Consider the following 17,885-nt stretch of genomic DNA (forward strand, 5'->3'; position numbering starts at 1 on the left):
GCTGTCAGAACAGGCTGCTCGCTGACGTAGCACCTGGGATCCCGAGGTCCCTCAGGAAGCTGAGGCGGGCGTTTATGGCTGCGGCAAAGTGGCGCCAGTCGAGGCCTTCGACCGGTTCAAACGGGTACGGCTCATCGGCCGAGGAAGTGACGTAGCAGACGGCGTCGTAGAGCCGTTCGTCCATGAGCCGCTGACAGAAGATTCCGAAGCGGTCCTGGTACAACGTACCGAACCAAATCGGGTCGACGGGCAAGGCTCCCCTAGCGGCAGACGCAGCAGCGGCCATCGGGGTCCTGCGGGACGCAGCGCGGGTCGAAGTGGCCGCACTCCGCGCAGTCATCGACGACGCAGCGGCCGGCCTCACGGCACCGAGCACATGCCATGCTCCGCCTCCTGTGCGTGACTTCAGGGACTGGATGCCCACCGCGCCGTGGGGGCGGTGGGAGGAGGTGTCGATGACCCAGCCGTTCCCGGCGTAGATGCCCACGTGGTCGGCGTAGGACGAGTGGTAGCCGAAGGCGATGATGTCGCCGACCCTCAGGTGGCTCATCGACACCCGCGGCAGGTGGTGCCACATCTCATCGGTGGTGCGCGGCAGCGTCACACCCGCGTGCCGCCAGGCGGCGTACACGAGCCCCGAGCAGTCGAACACGTTCGGGCCGGTCGCGCCCCAGCGGTAGTGAGAACCGATCTTCGAGCGGGCATACGCAACCGCGACGGCCCCGCGCGTCGTCTGCGAGGTCGACGACTTCGCCTCCGCCGTGTGAGAGACGGCGGAGGCGGAGCCAGACCGACCGCGCACGACGGCCGTGCGGTGACCGACCCTCAGCACCATGCCGGGGCAGATGAGATCGGGGTTCGAACCGACGACCTGGCGGTTGTCGGCGTACAGCTGTTGCCAGCTCTCCCCGAACCGCGGCGCGATCTTGGAGAGCCAGTCGCCCTGCCGGACGGTGTAATGGACGGCGCTATCACTAGCGATCATGAGCGTTCCAAACGCTCGGGCAGCGGCGCCACTTGGCGCCCGGCGGCATGCTGCAAGACAGGGGCCGCCTCCCCCGATGGCGCGCTAACCTCGGCGCCGGAGGTGGCACCGCATGGCTGCGCGAGCGAAATGTACCTGGGGACTGACCGCGGCAGCGGTCAACGCCGCGGCGGCGATCGTCGCGGTGGTGGTGACGAAGGCGGGCGGCGGCACGAGTACTTCGCGGCCGAGCACGCCTCTGTGGAAGACGCCGGCCGCCTCCCCCTCGGCGAGCGCGCCGAAGTCACCCAGCCCCAGCTTCAAGGCCGGAACCTGGTGCGCCTCTCATCCCACGTCGCAGTGGTGCCAGAGCCCGCTGCCCACCCACGTCACCGAGCCCGTCCCGTCCGGGCCTGAGATCAGCGCGGCGGCGAGTTCTGCGTTCGCCTCGTGCTTCCAGAGCCCTGACAGCTGCTTCGGCAGCGGGAAGCCGTAACCCTCCTGAGTCTGCGAAAAGGTCCACGAGTCATAACCGCCGTGCGGCGGTTGACGGTTCAACCTATCCACCTGCTGTCTACCGCTTGACAGCCCCTCACACCGGCCCTGAACTGCGTGAATCGGCGAGGGGCCAGCATCCGGAATCAACGCCTCGTGAGGCGATTCAGCCAATCCCCATGTTGCGCTGTATGGTCCCTCTTACTCCTTTCGGGGAACCGAGCCGCACCTTCGTTTCGGGGGCGCGGATTCGCGTCCTCGCCGGTGCGGGCATCGCCCGCTTCTGCGGCTTCGGCCGGAAAGGAGTGCGGACCTTGAAGGAGACCGACAGCAACGAGGAGGTCGACTCGACCGAAGAGGTCGAGCCCGACAAGGTCCGGTCTCGTCGGAAGCGCGTGCGTGTGACTCCGGAGCACGTTCGCACGGCCTACTGGATCATCCGCGTGGCCGTGTGGCTCTGGAAGAACAACCCGTGGTTCTGACGACGTAGGCCCCAGCTGAGCAATCAGCCAGGGCCTACGATCCCGGATGCCATGGGCCTCGTCCTCGCAGTCCGTCGGGTGGTGACCGACGGGAGGGCGGGGCCCCTGGTCTTTGACGCACGGTTTAGTTAAACCACGGCGCAGAGGCACTGTAGTACAGGAAATCTCGAGTCGTGAATCCACGTGGATAGAACCGCTGCAACGAAGACTGCTGACACACAGACCCAATAGACGCTGATGGCAACGCCGATGGAGTTCGCCGATACGTCTGAGGAAAACTCGTCGGCGGACCCTAACAGCCTGGACGGCGACGCCCTAGTACGTCAGCCGGTACACGGCGCGCCGGCCCTCGCGGCCCCGGACGACGGCCCCGAGCCGCTCCATGTCCTGGAGCGTGTAGTGCACGCTGCTCCTGCTCCTGGGCCCGACGGCCTCGCCGATCCGCGCCATGGTCGGGTACTCCCCCTCGTCCGCGACGTAGGCGCGGATGAACCTGATGATCTTCTCGTGGCGGTCGGTGAGGTGGTCGTTCTTGCGACGGGACATGCTTCGGATTCAGGCACGTGTGGACCGGTCACCACTTCGCCCGCCCCGGCAACCGCTTCTGGCCGGTGCTGCACCTGTCGGGCTTCACCCCGAGGCTGCTGAAGCCGGCCGAGCAGCGGGATCTGCTGTCGTACGGACTGGGCATCACGAACGTCGTGGCGCGGGCGACCGCGCGGGCCGACGAACTGACCGCCGAGGAGTACGTCGAGGGCGGGCGGCTGCTGACCGAGAAGGTGACGGCGCTCGCGCCGAGGTGGCTGGCCGTGGTCGGGGTGACCGCGTACCGGGCCGCGTTCGGCGAACGCACCGCGCAGGTCGGACCACAGGAGCGGACGATCGGGGACAGCCGGGTGTGGGTGCTGCCCAATCCCAGCGGGCTGAACGCGCACTGGACGGCGGCGAGCATGGCGGAGGAGTTCGCCCGGCTCCGGGTCGCCGCGCAGGCCTAGCGGCCACGGACGGTGGTCACGGCGGAGGTATCTCCGTGACCACCGCCAGGAGCCGTATCTCGTCCGCGCGGTCCCGGTCGGCGACGCCGAGGGCGACCCAGCGGCCCGCCCCCGCCACCTGCCACACATCCAGCTCGTCGGTGAGCAGGCTGAGGGTGGCCCAGGGTTCCGGTATCTGCTCTCCCCGGCTCAGGCGCAGGCGCACCGTGAGCTGGCCACACGGCGGCTGACGGCCCCAGCGGTCGTGCAGCCGCTCCGCTATGGCCTCCCGGTACGCCTGGAAATCCGTGACGGTCCGCTCCCGCACCCAGGCGTGGCCCACTCGCATGCCGTGGCTCGTCTCTAACGGCACGGTGGCGTAACCGGGTCCTGCCGTGCCCGACTCGGACCGGCAGGGCTCCGCCGGGAACTCCTGGGCGCACAGCCGGTCGATCACAGCGAGGTGGGTCGCGATGTCCATGTGATCCAGTAAAGCGGGCGCCACTGACAATTGGCGGTCTGTCAGGCGTCCCGGCGGTCGAGGTTCCACGCGCCCGCGACCAGGGCGGCCGCCGACCACAGCGCGGTCACCGCGAGTCCGCTCCACGGGCCGAGCGGGCCGTCCCAGGCGCTGTGCAGGGCGACTTGGCCGGCCCGGTCGGGCAGGAAGTCGGCGACGCCTGCGGACAGGTCGCCGATGACGAAGGAGACGATCAGCAGGAACGGGATCAGCACGGACAGGGTCGCCACACCGCTGCGCAGTACAGCGGCGAGTCCGGCGGCGAACAGCGCCATCAGCGTCAGGTGCAGTGCGCAGCCGACGGCGCCGCGCAGGCCTTCGCTCCAGGCCGGGCCGGAGGTGCCGAGGAGCGACTTGCCGACGAGCAGGGTGACCAGCCCGGTGAGGAGGCCGACGGCCAGCACGGGCAGGGCGATCGCGGTGGCCTTGGCGGCGAACCAGTGCCGTCGGTTGGGCACGGCCGACAGCGTCAGCCGCAGCGCGCCGCCCCGGAACTCGGCGGAGACGGCCGTCGTACCGAAGGCGATCGCGGCGATCTGGCCGAGGCTCACGCCGAAGAACACCGAGTAGAGCGGGTCCGAGCGGTCGGCGTCCGCGGCCGCGAGCGCCGAGAACGCGGTGGTGGTGAGGAGGATCGCGGCCAGACCGCCGACGAGTGAGCGCAGCGTACGGATCTTGATCCACTCGGCGCGAAGAACGGGTGCGAACGGCATGGTCAGGCCTCCTGGGACAGTGCGGTGAACTCGGCCTCGGCCGCGGTCAGATCGAGGTAGGCCTCCTCCAGGGTGGCTTCGTGCGCGGCGAGTTCCAGGACGGGGACGCCGGCCTCGGCCATGAGCCGGCCGATGTCGTCCACGCGCGCGTGCCGCACGGTGCGGGCCCCGTCCGCAGCCGGTGCGGCGTCGAGGCCGTGGCGGGCGAGCAGGTCGTCCAGCGCCGCGGGCTCGGTGGTGCGGATCCTGACGTGCGGCCGTACGCGCGCGTGGATGAACTCCCGGACCGGGGTGTCGGCCAGCAGGCGCCCCCGGCCCAGGATCACGAGGTGGTCGGCGAAGGCGGCGGTCTCGCCCATCAGATGGCTGGAGACCAGGACCGTACGGCCCTCCTCGGCGAGCCGGCGCAGCAGCGTGCGGATCCACACGATCCCTTCCGGGTCGAGTCCGTTGGCGGGTTCGTCGAGCAGGATCACCTCGGGGTCCCCGAGGAGGGCGGCGGCGATGCCGAGACGCTGCCGCATGCCGAGGGAGTACGTCCGTACCCGGCGCCGGGCCACCCGGGCGAGCCCGGTCTCCTCCAGGACGGCGTCGACCCGGCGGTCCGGGATGCGGTTGCTCGCGGCGAGGGCGCGCAGATGGTCGCGGGCGGTGCGGGAGCCGTGCGCGGCCCGGGCGTCGAGCAACGCGCCGACCTGGCGCAGAGGTTCACGCAGCTCCGCATAGGCCTGGCCGCCGATGGTGGCCGTGCCGGAGGTGGGCCGGTCGAGGCCGAGGACGAGGCGCATGGTGGTGGACTTGCCGGCGCCGTTGGGGCCGAGGAAGCCGGTGACGCGGCCGGGGCGCACGCTGAAGGTGAGCTGGTCCACGGCCCGCCGTCCGCCGTACTCCTTGCCGAGGTCGCGTACGTCGATGCTGGTCATGGCCACCAGCCTGGCTACGGCGGGAGCCCGGGTCCTCCCCCGCCGGTGGAGAGCCGCTCCCCCGCGCGGGGGAGGTCCGTTGTCGGTGCCGCCTGCGACGATGGCGCCATGGCCCGGATGCTCCGCTTCCTGCGCCCGCTGTCGCGCGGGACGACGTACACACGCCTGTTGCATCTGTGGGTGCCGATGCTGGTGGTCAGCGTCTGGCTCTTCATCGACATGTCGACTCCGTGGGTGCCCGCGCTGGTGCTCGTCCCGCTCGGTCTGGTGCCCGCGGTGCGCCGGGGCGAGGGCGTGCAGGCGCGGCTGCTGCTCACGCCCGGTGAGGCGGAGCCGGGCATCTCCGAGTCCCCGTCGGCGACTTGGCGGGACCGATGGCGCACGGTGCTGTGGCTTCAGCTGCGGATGGCCCTCGGCGCGGCGGCCGTGTTCGCCACGGTGTGGCTGCTCGGCACCGCCTTCGAACTGGCCCGCTGCGCCTGGGGGCGGGCGCCTGCCGGGATACCGCTGCTGGACCGGTTGCCGCCGCACCGCGGGTGGGCCCTGCTGACGCCGCTCCCGCTGCTCGCCCTGTACGGAGCGGTCGTCGGGCTGGGCGAGCTGGTCACGGTCTGCGCGCGCCGGCTGCTCGGCCCGTCGGCCGCCGAGCGGCTGGCCGCCCTGGAGGAGCGCACCGAGCAGCTGCTGGAACGCACCCGTATCGCGCGGGAGTTGCACGACTCGATCGGGCACGCGCTGACGGTGGCCGTGGTGCAGGCCGGCGCGGCCCGGGCGGCAGGCGACCCGGAGTTCAGCGACCGCGCCCTGAATGCCATCGAGGAGACCGGCCGGGCGGCCCTGGAGGACCTGGAGCGGGTGCTGGGCGTGCTGCGGGAGGCCGGTCGTCCGGTGAGCGCCCGGCCCACCCTGGCCGACGCCGGCCGGCTCCTGGAGTCGGCGCGGGCCTCCGGCGCGAAGGTCGACGCCGAGGTGACGGGCCCGGTCGCGGACGTGCCCGGGCCGGTGTCCCGCGAGGGCTACCGGATCCTGCAGGAGGCGCTGACCAATGTGCTGCGGCACGCCGGAGCCGTGCCGGTGCGGGTCCGGGTCGTGGTCACCGGCAATGTGCTCGCCCTGGAGGTCCGCAATCCGCTCCCCGGGCCGATACCGGGCGCGGGCCGGGGCAGCGGCCTGCGAGGCATACGGGAGCGCGCCGCACTGCTCGGGGGCAGTGCCCGAACCGGTCCGGACGAGGGCGACTGGCAGGTGCGCGCGGAGCTGCCGATGAGTTGATCTAGTCTGGCCGGATGCCGGTCACCGTACTCCTCGTCGACGACGAACCCCTGGTCCGCGCGGGTCTGCGGGCGGTGCTGGAGGCGCAGCCGGACATCGAGGTGGTGGGTGAGGCCGCCGACGGGGCCGCGGTCGTCCCGCTGGTGCGGCAACTGCGGCCGGACGTCGTCGCCATGGACGTCCGCATGCCGTTGCTGGACGGCATCGAGGCCACGCGCGTGGTGCTGCGCTCGGTGGCCGAGCCGCCGAAGATCCTCGTGGTGACGACCTTCGAGGACGACGAGTACGTGTACGAGGCGCTGCGCGCGGGCGCCGACGGCTTCCTGTTGAAGCGGGCCCGGCCGGCCGAGATCGTGCACGCGGTCCGGCTGGTCGCGGAGGGCGAGTCGCTGCTGTTCCCGGCTTCCGTGCGACGCCTCGCCGCCCGGTACGGGGACGGCGACCGGCCGGCGCGTGCGGCACTGGAGCGGGCCAGACTGACGGAGCGGGAGGCGGAGGTGCTGCGGCTCATGGCGCGCGGGCTGTCGAACGCGGAGATCGCGGCTCGGCTGGTCGTGGGCACGGAGACGGTCAAGTCGCACGTGAGCGCCGTGCTGGCCAAGCTCGGCGCGCGCGACCGCACCCAGGCGGTGATCGCGGCGTACGAGTCGGGGTTCGTCGAGCCGGAGTGAACCGGGCCGGCCGTGGTGAAGCCGGCACTCGCCGGGGCGCGCCAGGCCGAGTACGATCCGCCCAACACGCCCGCGAGCTGGAAGGACGGACGGTGGGGCAGCTGACCGGCGGCGATCCCTCGCTGCTGCGAAGGATCAATTCCGCGGTGGTGCTGCACGCGCTGCGTGCCACGGACTGCGCGACGCTCACCGAGATCACCCGGGTCACCGGACTGTCCCGGCCGACCGTCGAGGGTGTGGTCGAAGGGCTCATCGAGGGCGGGCTCGTCGTGGAGACCGCGGCCGACGAGGGCACCGCGCGCCGTCAGGGGCGGCCCGCGCGCCGGTTCCGGTTCCGGGCCGAGGCGGGGCATCTGCTGGGCCTGGAGATCGGCCCGCACCGGGTCGCCGCGCTGCTGTCCGACCTGGACGGGCGGGTGCTGGGCGCGCAGGCCAAGGAGGTCGACGAGACGGCGCCGGCGGACGAGCGGCTGGAGCGGCTGCGCGGCGCGGTCGCCGAACTGCTGCGCCGGGCCGGGGTCGCGCGCGGCTCGCTGCGGGCCGTGGGTGTGGGCACGCCGGGGATCGTGGAGGCCGACGGCACGGTACGGCTGAGCACGGCTCTGCCGCAGTGGACCGGCCTGAACCTGGGTGAGCGGCTCAGCCGCTCCTTCAAGTGCCCGGTGCTGGTGGAGAACGACGCCAACGCGGCGGCCGTCGCCGAGCACTGGAAGGGCGCGGCCACCGAGTCGGACGACCTGGTGTTCGTGCTGGCCGGGCTGAGCCCGGGTGCGGGTTCGCTGATCGGCGGGCGGCTGCACCGCGGCTACGGCGGGGCGGCCGGGGAGATCGGCGCGCTGCATCTGCTGGGCCGGGAGGCCACTCCGGAGACTCTGCTGTCCACCACCGACCAGCCGCTGCATCCGCTGGACGAGCAGGCGGTCGCGGAGGTGTTCGCGCTGGCCCGGGAGGGCGACCAGCGGGCGATGGCGGCCGTGGAGCGGTTCATCCAGCGGCTGGTGCACGACGTGGCCGCGCTGGTGCTGGCGCTGGATCCCGAACTGGTGGTGATCGGCGGGTGGGCTGCGGGCCTGGACGGCGTCCTGGAACCGCTGCGGCGCGAACTGGCCCGCTACTGCCTGCGTCCGCCCGAGGTGACGCTGTCTCTGCTGGGCGAGGCGGCGGTGGCCACGGGGGCGCTGCGCTTGGCTCTGGACCACGTCGAGGAGCAGTTGTTCACGGTGGACGGGTCGGCGACGGGGCGACGCTGAGCGGCGGGCGCCGGTCGCCTTGCCCCTGCGGCACCGCCGTGGCCGGCCGCGCAGTTCCCCGCGCCCCTCATGCGGTTCGCCCCGGCCGGCGTCGCGGGGCCACCGGAGACACGGGAAGCTGCCCACGTGGTACCAGAAGCGGTCGTCTCGCACCTGCGGCAGCGCCCATGGCCGGCCGCGCCGATACCCGCGCCCCTCATGCGGTTCGCCCCGGCCCGCGTCGTGGGGCCACCGGAGACACGGGAAGCTGCCCACGTGGTACCGGAAGCGGTCGTCTCGCCCCTGCGGCACCGCCCCTGGCCGGCCGCGCAGATACCCGCGCCCCTCATGCGGTTCGCCCCGGCCGGCGTCGCGGGGCTACCGGAGACGCGGGAAGCTGCGCACGTGGTGCCGGGAGCGGTCGTCTCGCCCCTGCGGCAGCGCCGTGACTGGTCGCGCAGTTCCCCGCGCCCCTTGGGCCCGGGAGGTCAGGAGGCCTGGCGTTCCGGGTCGTGGTGTATTTCCACGTCCGGGGAGTCGCCGAAGGTCAGCCGGCAGGTGTCGGCACGGTAGGTGGCGACGGACAGGGCGGCGGTGCGGCCCGCGGCGAAGAAGCGGGTGGTGACGACGAGGACCGGGGAGCCGGGGAGCCGGTCGAGGTCCTTGGCGTCGTCGGCGCGGGCCGAGCCCAGTTCGACGGCGCGGTCCTGCCCCTCGAGCGTCAGGTGCTGGAGCTCGCGCAGCACCGCACGCGCGCGTGCCGGGCCGGACGGGGCGTCGATCGCGGTAAGGTCGGGGACCGAGGCCGCCGGGACGTAGAGGAGTTCGGTGGCGACCCGCTGGCCGTGGGACATCCGGGAGCGCCGCACGGTGTGCACGGGCTCGTCCGCGCCGGTCTCCAGGGCCGCGGCGACGGCGGCGGGCGGCACCGCCTGGTCACAGTCGACGGGCTGCCAGGCGTCTGCGGCGGCGCCCGGCCAGACGTGCTGCTCGGTGCCGACGGCCACGCCGACACGCGGGGGCGCGACGGTCGTACCGACACCGCGGCGGCGCTGCAGCCGGCCTTCCAGCTCGAGCTGTTCGAGGGCCTGCCGGAGCGTGGCGCGGGCCACGCCGAAGCGGGCGGCGAGGTCGCGTTCGTTGGGCAGGATCTCGCCGACCGAGAACTCGGAGTCCAGTGCCTCGCTGAGCACGGTCTTGAGATGCCAGTACTTCGGTTCCGGCACCGATTCCAGCTGCGTGGTCCCCACCCTGTCCTCCGCAAGAGCCGTGGTCCGGCGGTTTTTAGCGCCCTTGTTTATTAAAGGTTGTTGCACTTCTCTGCGACCATAGGGCGGCCTTCACCCTTGGTCAAGACCAATCCTCGATCTCTGGGCCACGCACGGCCGACCCGCCGCGGAGCGTTCATGAGGCGTTCGCGGGCGCCGGTGTGTGTGACATCGCGGCAAAGCCCCCGTCACAGGACGGGGGCTCGCGGCGCGCGTGCGGTGGCGGGGTGGGGGTTCAGCGGTCGGCGAGGTGCCCCAGCTTGTCCGGGTTGCGAACGATGTACACGGTCGCGACGCGGCCGTCGGCGACGTCCACCTGGACCAGGCTCTCGGGCTTGCCGTCGAGCAGGACCAGCAACGCCGGGCCGCCGTTGGCCTCCACGAAGCGGTAGGACAGGGCCGGCGCGGACTGCTGAGCGACGGCGACGAGGAACCGGCCGACCTTGTCGGCGGTGTGCAGGACCCGCAGGGGCGCCTTGGCCTTGCCGCCGCTGTCGCCGACCAGGCGGACGTCCGGGGCGAGCAGGGACATGAGCCCGTCCAGGTCACCGTCGGCCGCGGCGGCGAGGAATCGCTCGGTCAGCTCGCGTCGCTGGGCGGGGTCGACCTCGTAGCGCGGCCGCCGCTCGTCGACGTGCCGACGCGCCCGCCCGGCCAGTTGCCGTACCGCCGCCTCGCCGCGGTCGAGCAGGCCGGCGATCTCGGCGTACGGGTAGCCGAACGCCTCCCGGAGCACGAAGACGGCCCGCTCCAGTGGCGACAGCGACTCCAGGACGACCAGCAGGGCGAGGGAAACACTGTCGGCGAGCACGGCGCGTTCCGCCGCGTCCGGGGCGGCGTCACCGAACTCGGTGAGGTACGGCTCCGGCAGCCACGGCCCGACGTACACCTCGCCGCGTGTCCGCACCTGGCGCAGCCGGTCGATGGCCAGTCGGGTGGTGATGCGCACCAGGTAGGCGCGCGGTGCGCGGACCTCCGCCCGGTCGGCGTGGGACCAGCGCAGCCAGGCGTCCTGGACGACGTCCTCGGCGTCGGCCACGCGGCCGAGCATGCGATAGGCGACACCCATGAGGAGGGGGCGGTGCTCTTCGAAGACGTCGATCTCGGTCTCGGTGGTCACCGCTCCATCCCAGCCGACACGCGCCGCGGCTGTCCACCCGGAATGGGCCCGTCCGACGCCGGTCCGGCCCACAATGACCGCGGACCGCCGGAAGCCGGCGGCCGCAACGGGAGGTGGCCGATGCGATACGCGGTGCTGGGCACGGGCGAGGTGGGCCGCACGCTGGGAGGCAGACTGCTCGAGCTGGGGCACGAGGTGACCCTGGGATCGCGCGTCAAGGACAACCCGGTGGCGCTGGAGTGGGCCACGGCCTCGGCGGAGCGGGCCCGCGCGAGCACGTTCGCGGAGGCGGCCGCCTCGGCCGAGGTGGTCATCAACGCGGTGGGCGGCCGGGTGGCGCTCGACGCCCTGCGGGCGGCCGGCGCGGAGCACCTCGACGGCAAGGTGGTGGTGGACGTGTGCAATCCGCTGGCCTTCGAGGACGGCCAACCGCGGCTGGACCCGGTGGAGTCGGACAGCGTGGGCGAACAGATCCAGCGGGCCTTTCCGCACGCGCGCGTGGTGAAGACGCTGAACACGGTCAACTGTCAGGTGATGGTGGATCCGGGCCGGGTGCCCGGTGCGCACCACCTGTTCGTCTGCGGTGAGGACGCCGGGGCCAAGGAGCAGGTGACGGCGCTGCTCGGGGAGTTCGGATGGCCGGCCGAGCGGGTGCTGGACCTGGGCGGGATCCAGGCGGCGCGGGCGACGGAGATGTACCTGCCGCTGTGGCTCGCCATGATGCGGCAGTTGGGGACGGCGGACTTCAACATCGAGGTGCGCCGGGCGGACTGACCACCGCAGGGGCGGGCACGTACGGCCACCGGGGGCTACCGGCCGGTAGTAATTGCTGACAAACTGTCTACGGCGTCGTCAGCATCCAGCCGAGGAGCACCCCCATGTCCGCCACCGTCTCCTTCAAGGTCCCCACCCCGCACGGCCCGAAGGACGTGACCGTGTCCTACGCGCGCGTGGGACGCGGCGAACCGCTGGTCCTGCTGCACGGGATCGGCCATCACCGGCAGGCCTGGGACCCGGTCGTGGACATCCTGGCCACCGAGCGCGACGTGATCACCGTCGACCTGCCGGGCTTCGGAGCCTCCCCCGGCCTGCCGGACGGCCTCGCCTACGACCTGCCCACCACCAACTCCGTGCTCGGCTCCCTGTTCGAGGCGCTGGAGCTGGACCGGCCGCACATCGCGGGCAACTCGCTGGGCGGCCTGCTCGCCCTGGAGCTCGGCCGGGAGAAGCTCGTACGGTCCGTCACGGCCCTCTCCCCGGCCGGGTTCTGGACGGAGGCCGAGCGCCGGTACGCCTTCACGGTGCTGCTCGCCATGCGGGGCATCGCCCAGCGGCTTCCGCTGCCGCTGGTGGAGCGGCTGTCGCGCACCGCGGCCGGCCGTACCGCGCTGACGAGCACCATCTACGCGCGACCCGCGCGCCGCGCTCCGGAGGCCGTGGTCGCCGAGACGCTCGCGCTGGTGGGGGCCACCGGGTTCGAGGCGACGCTGCGGGCGGGCACCACCGTCCGGTTCACCGACGCCCTGCCGGGTCTGCCGGTCACGGTGGCCTGGGGCAGCAGGGACCGGCTCCTCGTCCGCCGGCAGGGCGTGCGCGCCAAGCAACTGATCCCGCACGCCCGCCTGGTACGGCTGCCCGGCTGCGGCCACTGCCCGATGAACGACGATCCGGCGCTGGTCGCGCGGGTCATTCTGGACGGCAGCCACTGAACGGGCCGACGTCGGCGGCACGGGCGGCGGGCCGGCCGGGTCGGGCTCGCCGCGATGGACGGGCCGAGCGCCGAAGTCGCCCTCGCGCGTAGCGCGGAGCCGGCCCTCGGTACCGGCTCGCTGAAGGGGTCGCGCCCGGCCACCGACGCGCCCCGGTGACGGCGCCGGGCCGGTTGCCGGGCGTGCCGCTTCACCGCAAACGCCGGGCCCGAAGCCGCTCGCGCCCCGCCGAAGGGCCCGGCCCGGCCGCCGGGTGCGGGCCCTTCCCGAAGCGACCTGCCCCGGCCGTGGGCATCGCGCCGCACGCGCGCGTGGGCAGGAAACCACCGCCCGGCCGGTCAGGCGAGCCGCCAGGCTCCGGCCCGCGTCGGCCTCGGCACGCCAGTACGCGCGAGTACGTGCGCGTAGAGGCGCGTAGGCGCGGATTCGGGTGGCGGCGCTCGGGACCGTCCTGCCCCGGCCGTGGGCATCGCGCCGCACGCGCGCGTGGGCAGGAAACCACCGCCCGGCCGGTCAGGCGAGCCGCCAGGCTCCGGCCCGCGTCGGCCTCGGCACGCCAGTACGCGCGAGTACGTACGCGTAGGCGCGGATTCGGGTGGCGGCGCTCGGGACCGCACCGCCGCACGACAAACCATGCACGACCACGGCGGCCCCGGTCGGCGGCGCCTTCCCAAGGCCCGTTGTTCACTTCGGGTTTCCGCGCGCGCCGCAGCGTCCCAGTAGGTGTGGCTCTGCACACTGGCCGGATCCCGCTCCTGGAGGCACAGCCATGTCAGACCGTCCGTTCCCCGGCCGCCGCAGCGTTCTGCGCGGCTCCCTGGTCGCGTCGGCGGCCCTCACCCTGCCCGTCGGCCTCGGCGCGGCCCCGGCGTTCGCCCGCTCCGGGCGCCCCCAGGCGAGCTGGGGCGTACAGGCCGGCGATGTGACCACCGACTCCGGCCTGGTGTGGGTGCGTTCGGACCGGCCCGCCCGGATGATCGTGGAGACCTCGGCCACCGAGTCGTTCCGCAACCCGCGCAGATGGCAGGGTCCGCTGCTGGGCTCCGGCACGGACTTCACCGGCACCACCCGGCTGCACGGCCTGCCGTCGGGCGAGCAGATCCACTACCGCGTGCTGCTCGCCGACCCGGACGACCCGCGCCGCACGAGCGAGCCGGTGACCGGCACCTTCCGTACCGCGCCCGCCCGGCGCCGCCAGGGCGTGCGGTTCGTGTGGTCCGGCGACCTGGCCGGACAGGGCTGGGGCATCAACGAGTCCATCGGCGGCTACCGCATCTTCGACGCGATGGCGAAGGTCGACCCCGACTTCTTCCTGTGCAGCGGCGACAACATCTACGCCGACGGCCCGATCGCGGCGACCGCCACCCTCCCCGACGGCAGCGTCTACCGCAACGTCACCACCGAGGAGAAGTCGCACGTCGCGACCACCCTGGACGACTACCGGGGCAACTTCCGCTACAACCTGCTGGACTCGGCACTGCGCCGGTTCAACGCCCAGGTGCCCAACATCATCCAGTGGGACGACCACGAGGTCCGCAACAACTGGTACCCGGGCGAGGTCATCGGCACCGGCACCCCCTACCCGGCCGGCACCCGGCTCGACGACCTGGCGCTGCGCTCCCGGCAGGCGTTCTCCGAGTACTTCCCGATCTCGACCCTCAGCGAGCGCCCGGACGGCCGGATCTACCGGGTCGTCCACCACGGTCCGCTGCTCGACGTGTTCGTGCTCGACATGCGCACCTACCGCAACGCGAACTCCCCCGACAACCAGACCACGGACCCGGTGGGCATCCTCGGCCGTGAGCAGCTGGAGTGGCTCAAGCGGGAGCTCGCCAGGTCCCGCGCGGTGTGGAAGGTGATCGCCAACGACATGCCGCTCGGGCTGGTCGTGCCCGACCCGGTCGAGGGCAAGCCGAACTTCGAGGCCGTCGCACAGGGCGACCCGGGCGCTCCGCTCGGCCGCGAGCTGCAGATCGCCGAGCTGCTGCGCTTCATCAAGCACCGGCGGATCACCGGCACGGTGTGGCTGACCGCCGATGTGCACCACACCTCCGCCCAGCACTACGACCCCTCGCGGGCCGCGTTCAAGGACTTCGAGCCGTTCTGGGAGTTCGTCTCCGGCCCGCTCAACGCGGGCGCCTTCCCGGCCAGCGCACTGGACGGCACGTTCGGTCCCGACCGGGTGTTCGTCAAGGCGCCCACCGCGTCCAATGTGTCTCCGGCCCAGGGCTACCAGTTCTTCGGCGAGGTCGACATCGACGGCGACAGCGGTGAGCTGACGGTACGGCTGCGCGAGTACGACGGCACCGTGCTGTTCACGCAGAAGCTCCAGCCGGGCCGCGTCGGCCAGTAGACGCGGGCGGGCCGGCCGGTCCCGTACCCTTCATCCGTGCCGCGCACCGGCGTCATCCCACGGCGCGCGGCACGGTCAACTCCTGCGTTCCACGGCCCTTCTCGCTGGTCGGGCCGATTGTCAGTGGCCGCCTCTACCGTTTTCGTATGACGCGAGCACTCGATGACGACAACGCCACGATCTGGGGTCGGGCCGTGCGGGGCCAGGCAGCCCTAGAAAATGCAACAAAACGGACGGAGCATGCTTTACCCATCGGTCACAATCAGTTCGTGATCACGCAACACCGTTCCTTCACAGTGGCTGCATGACTGCAGAAATGTCTGATGTGACCCGAGCGAAGCACGGACGTCCCGTGCACCACTGGCGACGGGACGTCGTCGAGCTCGCCGCACTGTTCACGGCCGTCGCCGTGGCCGACGGAGTGGCGAACCTGATCGGGCACGGCCCCGACGGTCCCGCCCTACTGGTGATCTCGGCGCTCGTGCTGGCCGGGACGGCCGGTTTCCACACCTGGTGGGCACGGCGCCACGGACATGCACCGCCGGCCGGTGATACCGGCGCCCGGCCGACCGCCGAGAGGCGGTCGGCCGGGCTTTGCGGGCAGCCGGGCGACGACACGGACGACGTGACCGACACCGGTGCCCTGTGGCGGATGCGGACCACCGTGAAGGACGAGCCCGGTTCGCTGGCGGCGCTGTGCACGGCACTGGCCGAGCGGCGCGTCGACATCCTGAGCCTCCAGACGCACCCGCTCGCCGACGGCACGGTGGACGAGTTCCTGCTGCGGGCGCCGGGCGTGCTCCAGGCGACCGAGATCACCCGGGCGGTCTCGCAGGCCGGCGGGGAGTCCACCTGGATCGAGCGGGCCGACGCGCACGACCTGGTCGACGCCCCCACCCGCGTGCTCGGGCTGGCCGCGCGCACCGCGCTGGACGCCGCCGAACTGCCGCTGGCGCTACGGCAGTTGCTGGGCCGGTGCACGATCCGCTCGCTGCCCGGGACACCGGCCGGCGGCGGCCACGGGCCCGAGCCGGTGCCGGTCGAGGGCGTGCTGGAGGACACCGTGATGCGACTGCCGGCGCCGGAGGGCGGGGTGCTCACCGTGGAGCGGCCGTACCTGCCGTTCACGCCCACCGAGTTCGCCCGGGCCCGGGCGCTGGTGGACCTCGACAACCGGCTCGGTCCGCGGATCCCGCGCGGCAAGGACGTACTGACCCTGCCCGAGGGCAACGACATCACCGTCCGCCGGGCGGACACCGGAGACCTGGCCGCGGCGAAGGCGATGCACGAGCGGTGCTCGCCGCGCACCCTCGGCATGCGCTACCACGGCCCGGTCGGCGACGCGGACCGCTATCTGAACCATCTGCTCAGCCCCCGTTTCGGCCGGACGCTTGCCGCGCAGACCACCTCAGGCCGCATCGTCGGACTCGGCCACCTGCTGTGGGACGGCGACGAGACCGAGGTCGCGCTGCTGATCGAGGACGAATGGCAGCAGCGCGGCATCGGTGGTGAACTGCTCGGCCGGCTGGTGGCGATGGCCGTGGAGGCCGGCTGCGAGAGCGTGTACGCCGTGACCCAGGCGTCCAACACCGGCATGGTCGCCGCGATGCGCCGCCTCGGCCTGCCGCTGGACTACCAGATCGAGGAGGGCACGCTCGTCATCACCGCCCGCCTGGACGCCGCACCGACCCCCGCCCCGCGCCCGTACGACACCGCCCTGCGCCACCTCGGCGCTCCGGCCCACCGCGACTGACCCGCGACCACGCTTCCACGCGCCCGGGGGCCGGCGGTCGGTCCCCGGGCGCCCTTGGCAAGACGGCCGCGCCATGAACCCGCCGTAAGGGCGCCCAGCCACCACGGCGGTTTCGGGCGGCCCCCGCTCACCCGCACTCACCACCGGGCCGCCGCCACTCAGCGCACCACTTCCCGCAGCGGCACCGGGGTGCGGGTGGCGGGTTCGCCCAGCGCCTGGTCGAGGTCCGCCCACAGGTCGTCGACGTCCTCCAGCCCCACCGACAACCGCAGCAGGCGGTCGCTCACCCCCGCGCCGCGCCGGTCGTCGGCGTCGACGATGCGGTGGCTGATGGAGGCGGGGTGCTGGATGAGCGTGTCGACGCTGCCGAGGCTCACCGCCGGGGTGACGAGCCGGACCCGGGAGATGACCTCGTGCGGATCGCCGTGCACTTCGAAGGCGATCATCGCGCCGCCGATGCGCGGATAGTGGACGCGGGCCACGCGCGGGTCGGCGGCGAGCCGGCCGGCCAGTTCGGCGGCGTTCGCGGAGGCGGCCCGCACCCGCACCGGAAGCGTGGACAGTCCCCTCAGCAGCAGATAGCCCGCCAGCGGATGCAGCACCCCACCGGTGGCGAACCGTATCTGCCGCAGCCGGCCAGCGAACTCCTCGTCGCAGGCGACCACACCGGCGAGCACATCGCCGTGGCCGCCGAGGTACTTGGTGGCGCTGTGCAGCACCAGACGGGCGCCGTGCTCGGCCGGGCGCTGCAGCACGGGCGTGGCAAAGGTGTTGTCGGCGAGCAGCGGGACCGAGCCGCAGGCGTGCGCGACGGCCCGCAGGTCGAGCTCGGCAAGGGTCGGGTTGGCCGGCGACTCCACCATCACCAGGCCGGTGTCCGGGCGCAGCGCGTCGCCGATGCCGGCCGGGTCGGTCCAGGTGACCTCGGTGCCGAGCAGCCCGGCGGTCAGCAGATGGTCGCTGCAGCCGTACAGGGGCCGTACCGCGACGACATGGCGCAGGCCCATGGCGATGGGGGTCCCCCCGCTCGAGCGAAGCCGAGAGTGGGGGAGGGCGAGGAGGACCGCACTGAGCGCCGCCATCCCGCTGGCGAAGGCGACCGCGGACTCGGTGCCCTCCAGGCGGGCCAGGGCGGTCTCGAAGCGGGCGACGGTCGGGTTGCCGAGCCGGCCGTAGACGGGCGGCCCGGCCGGGTCGGCGCCGTCGGTGGCGAAGGCGTCGATACGGGCGGCCTCACCGCGACTGTCGTACGAGGGGTAGGTGGTCGACAGATCGATCGGCGGGGCGTGCAGGCCCTGGCGGGCCAGATCGTCGCGACCGGCGTGCACGGCTTCCGTGGCCAGGGCTCTCGATGCGGTGCGTACGCCGTCGTAGGCACCGGTGCTCGTTGCGTCCATGCGCGGAAGGGTGAACAGCGAGCGGTTCTCCGGAGGCGAACA

18 protein-coding genes are annotated in these 17,885 nt (G+C 72.8%); 9 read left to right on the plus strand and 9 right to left on the minus strand.

Annotated elements, in window-relative coordinates; translation table 11 throughout:
• Nucleotides 1–4 precede the first annotated feature (4 nt).
• Together ACQPXS_RS10070 and ACQPXS_RS10075 are read right to left on the minus strand one after the other, a co-directional pair.
• Nucleotides 5–985 carry an NlpC/P60 family protein gene (locus tag ACQPXS_RS10070; RefSeq protein ID WP_433448949.1) on the minus strand — a complete coding sequence of 327 codons (981 nt, stop codon included), beginning with the start codon at nt 983–985 and terminating at the stop codon, nt 5–7.
• Nucleotides 986–1,069: 84 nt separating this feature from the next.
• On the minus strand, nt 1,070–1,288 hold the full coding sequence (locus ACQPXS_RS10075; RefSeq protein ID WP_433448951.1) for a hypothetical protein: 219 nt from the start codon (nt 1,286–1,288) through the stop codon (nt 1,070–1,072).
• Between the two features lie 485 nt (nt 1,289–1,773).
• Here ACQPXS_RS10075 and ACQPXS_RS10080 point away from each other — a divergent pair, with 485 nt between their 5' ends.
• Complete coding sequence (locus ACQPXS_RS10080; protein WP_433448953.1) at nt 1,774–1,941, plus strand: hypothetical protein; 168 nt, start codon at nt 1,774–1,776, stop codon at nt 1,939–1,941.
• A 315-nt stretch (nt 1,942–2,256) separates the two neighbouring features.
• Here ACQPXS_RS10080 and ACQPXS_RS10085 read toward each other — a convergent pair whose 3' ends face one another.
• On the minus strand, nt 2,257–2,487 hold the full coding sequence (locus tag ACQPXS_RS10085) for a LexA family protein (protein WP_433448955.1): 231 nt from the start codon (nt 2,485–2,487) through the stop codon (nt 2,257–2,259).
• A 17-nt stretch (nt 2,488–2,504) separates the two neighbouring features.
• Between ACQPXS_RS10085 and mug the strand changes: the two genes are divergently transcribed.
• The gene (gene mug, locus ACQPXS_RS10090) at nt 2,505–2,936 is read left to right on the plus strand and encodes a G/U mismatch-specific DNA glycosylase (RefSeq protein ID WP_433448957.1); all 432 of its coding nucleotides are present in this window, start codon (nt 2,505–2,507) and stop codon (nt 2,934–2,936) included.
• Nucleotides 2,937–2,952: 16 nt separating this feature from the next.
• Here mug and ACQPXS_RS10095 read toward each other — a convergent pair whose 3' ends face one another.
• The 3 genes from ACQPXS_RS10095 to ACQPXS_RS10105 are packed head-to-tail and all read right to left on the minus strand — an operon-like array spanning nt 2,953 to nt 5,071.
• Nucleotides 2,953–3,396: a hypothetical protein gene (locus tag ACQPXS_RS10095; protein ID WP_433448959.1), complete on the minus strand. Its 444-nt coding sequence runs from the start codon at nt 3,394–3,396 to the stop codon at nt 2,953–2,955.
• Between the two features lie 41 nt (nt 3,397–3,437).
• Nucleotides 3,438–4,148: an ABC transporter permease gene (locus ACQPXS_RS10100; protein ID WP_433448961.1), complete on the minus strand. Its 711-nt coding sequence runs from the start codon at nt 4,146–4,148 to the stop codon at nt 3,438–3,440.
• 2 nt (nt 4,149–4,150) lie between these two features.
• Nucleotides 4,151–5,071: an ATP-binding cassette domain-containing protein gene (locus ACQPXS_RS10105; protein ID WP_433448963.1), complete on the minus strand. Its 921-nt coding sequence runs from the start codon at nt 5,069–5,071 to the stop codon at nt 4,151–4,153.
• 117 nt (nt 5,072–5,188) lie between these two features.
• On the opposite strand from ACQPXS_RS10105, the gene ACQPXS_RS10110 reads away from it, so the two are divergent.
• The 3 genes from ACQPXS_RS10110 (at nt 5,189) to ACQPXS_RS10120 (ending at nt 8,264) form a co-directional block, all read left to right on the plus strand.
• Nucleotides 5,189–6,343 carry a sensor histidine kinase gene (locus tag ACQPXS_RS10110; protein WP_433455780.1) on the plus strand — a complete coding sequence of 385 codons (1,155 nt, stop codon included), beginning with the start codon at nt 5,189–5,191 and terminating at the stop codon, nt 6,341–6,343.
• A 14-nt stretch (nt 6,344–6,357) separates the two neighbouring features.
• Nucleotides 6,358–7,014 carry a response regulator gene (locus ACQPXS_RS10115; protein WP_433448965.1) on the plus strand — a complete coding sequence of 219 codons (657 nt, stop codon included), beginning with the start codon at nt 6,358–6,360 and terminating at the stop codon, nt 7,012–7,014.
• Nucleotides 7,015–7,106: 92 nt separating this feature from the next.
• Nucleotides 7,107–8,264: an ROK family transcriptional regulator gene (locus ACQPXS_RS10120; protein WP_433448967.1), complete on the plus strand. Its 1,158-nt coding sequence runs from the start codon at nt 7,107–7,109 to the stop codon at nt 8,262–8,264.
• Between the two features lie 467 nt (nt 8,265–8,731).
• Here the strand turns inward: ACQPXS_RS10120 and ACQPXS_RS10125 are convergent, their stop codons facing one another.
• Both ACQPXS_RS10125 and ACQPXS_RS10130 read right to left on the minus strand, forming a co-directional pair.
• Entirely contained in the window at nt 8,732–9,493 is a 762-nt protein-coding gene (locus tag ACQPXS_RS10125) for a GntR family transcriptional regulator (protein WP_351807913.1), read from the minus strand.
• A gap of 253 nt (nt 9,494–9,746) precedes the next feature.
• On the minus strand, nt 9,747–10,631 hold the full coding sequence (locus ACQPXS_RS10130) for an RNA polymerase sigma-70 factor (protein WP_433448968.1): 885 nt from the start codon (nt 10,629–10,631) through the stop codon (nt 9,747–9,749).
• Nucleotides 10,632–10,751: 120 nt separating this feature from the next.
• Between ACQPXS_RS10130 and ACQPXS_RS10135 the strand changes: the two genes are divergently transcribed.
• The 4 genes from ACQPXS_RS10135 to ACQPXS_RS10150 all read left to right on the plus strand — a co-directional run bounded on the left by ACQPXS_RS10135 (nt 10,752) and on the right by ACQPXS_RS10150 (nt 16,446).
• Complete coding sequence (locus tag ACQPXS_RS10135) at nt 10,752–11,405, plus strand: NADPH-dependent F420 reductase (protein WP_351807915.1); 654 nt, start codon at nt 10,752–10,754, stop codon at nt 11,403–11,405.
• A 104-nt stretch (nt 11,406–11,509) separates the two neighbouring features.
• Nucleotides 11,510–12,340 carry an alpha/beta fold hydrolase gene (locus ACQPXS_RS10140; protein WP_433448969.1) on the plus strand — a complete coding sequence of 277 codons (831 nt, stop codon included), beginning with the start codon at nt 11,510–11,512 and terminating at the stop codon, nt 12,338–12,340.
• A gap of 769 nt (nt 12,341–13,109) precedes the next feature.
• Nucleotides 13,110–14,693 carry an alkaline phosphatase D family protein gene (locus ACQPXS_RS10145; RefSeq protein ID WP_433448970.1) on the plus strand — a complete coding sequence of 528 codons (1,584 nt, stop codon included), beginning with the start codon at nt 13,110–13,112 and terminating at the stop codon, nt 14,691–14,693.
• 304 nt (nt 14,694–14,997) lie between these two features.
• Nucleotides 14,998–16,446 (plus strand): GNAT family N-acetyltransferase, encoded by a 1,449-nt coding sequence (locus ACQPXS_RS10150; protein WP_433448971.1) that lies wholly within the window; start codon nt 14,998–15,000, stop codon nt 16,444–16,446.
• A 158-nt stretch (nt 16,447–16,604) separates the two neighbouring features.
• Here the strand turns inward: ACQPXS_RS10150 and ACQPXS_RS10155 are convergent, their stop codons facing one another.
• Nucleotides 16,605–17,843, minus strand: a complete 1,239-nt coding sequence (locus ACQPXS_RS10155) for a trans-sulfuration enzyme family protein (protein ID WP_433448972.1) — start codon at nt 17,841–17,843, stop codon at nt 16,605–16,607.
• Nucleotides 17,844–17,885 lie beyond the last annotated feature (42 nt).

The organism is Streptomyces sp. CA-142005 (genome assembly GCF_050942335.1).
Lineage (GTDB): Bacteria > Actinomycetota > Actinomycetes > Streptomycetales > Streptomycetaceae > Streptomyces.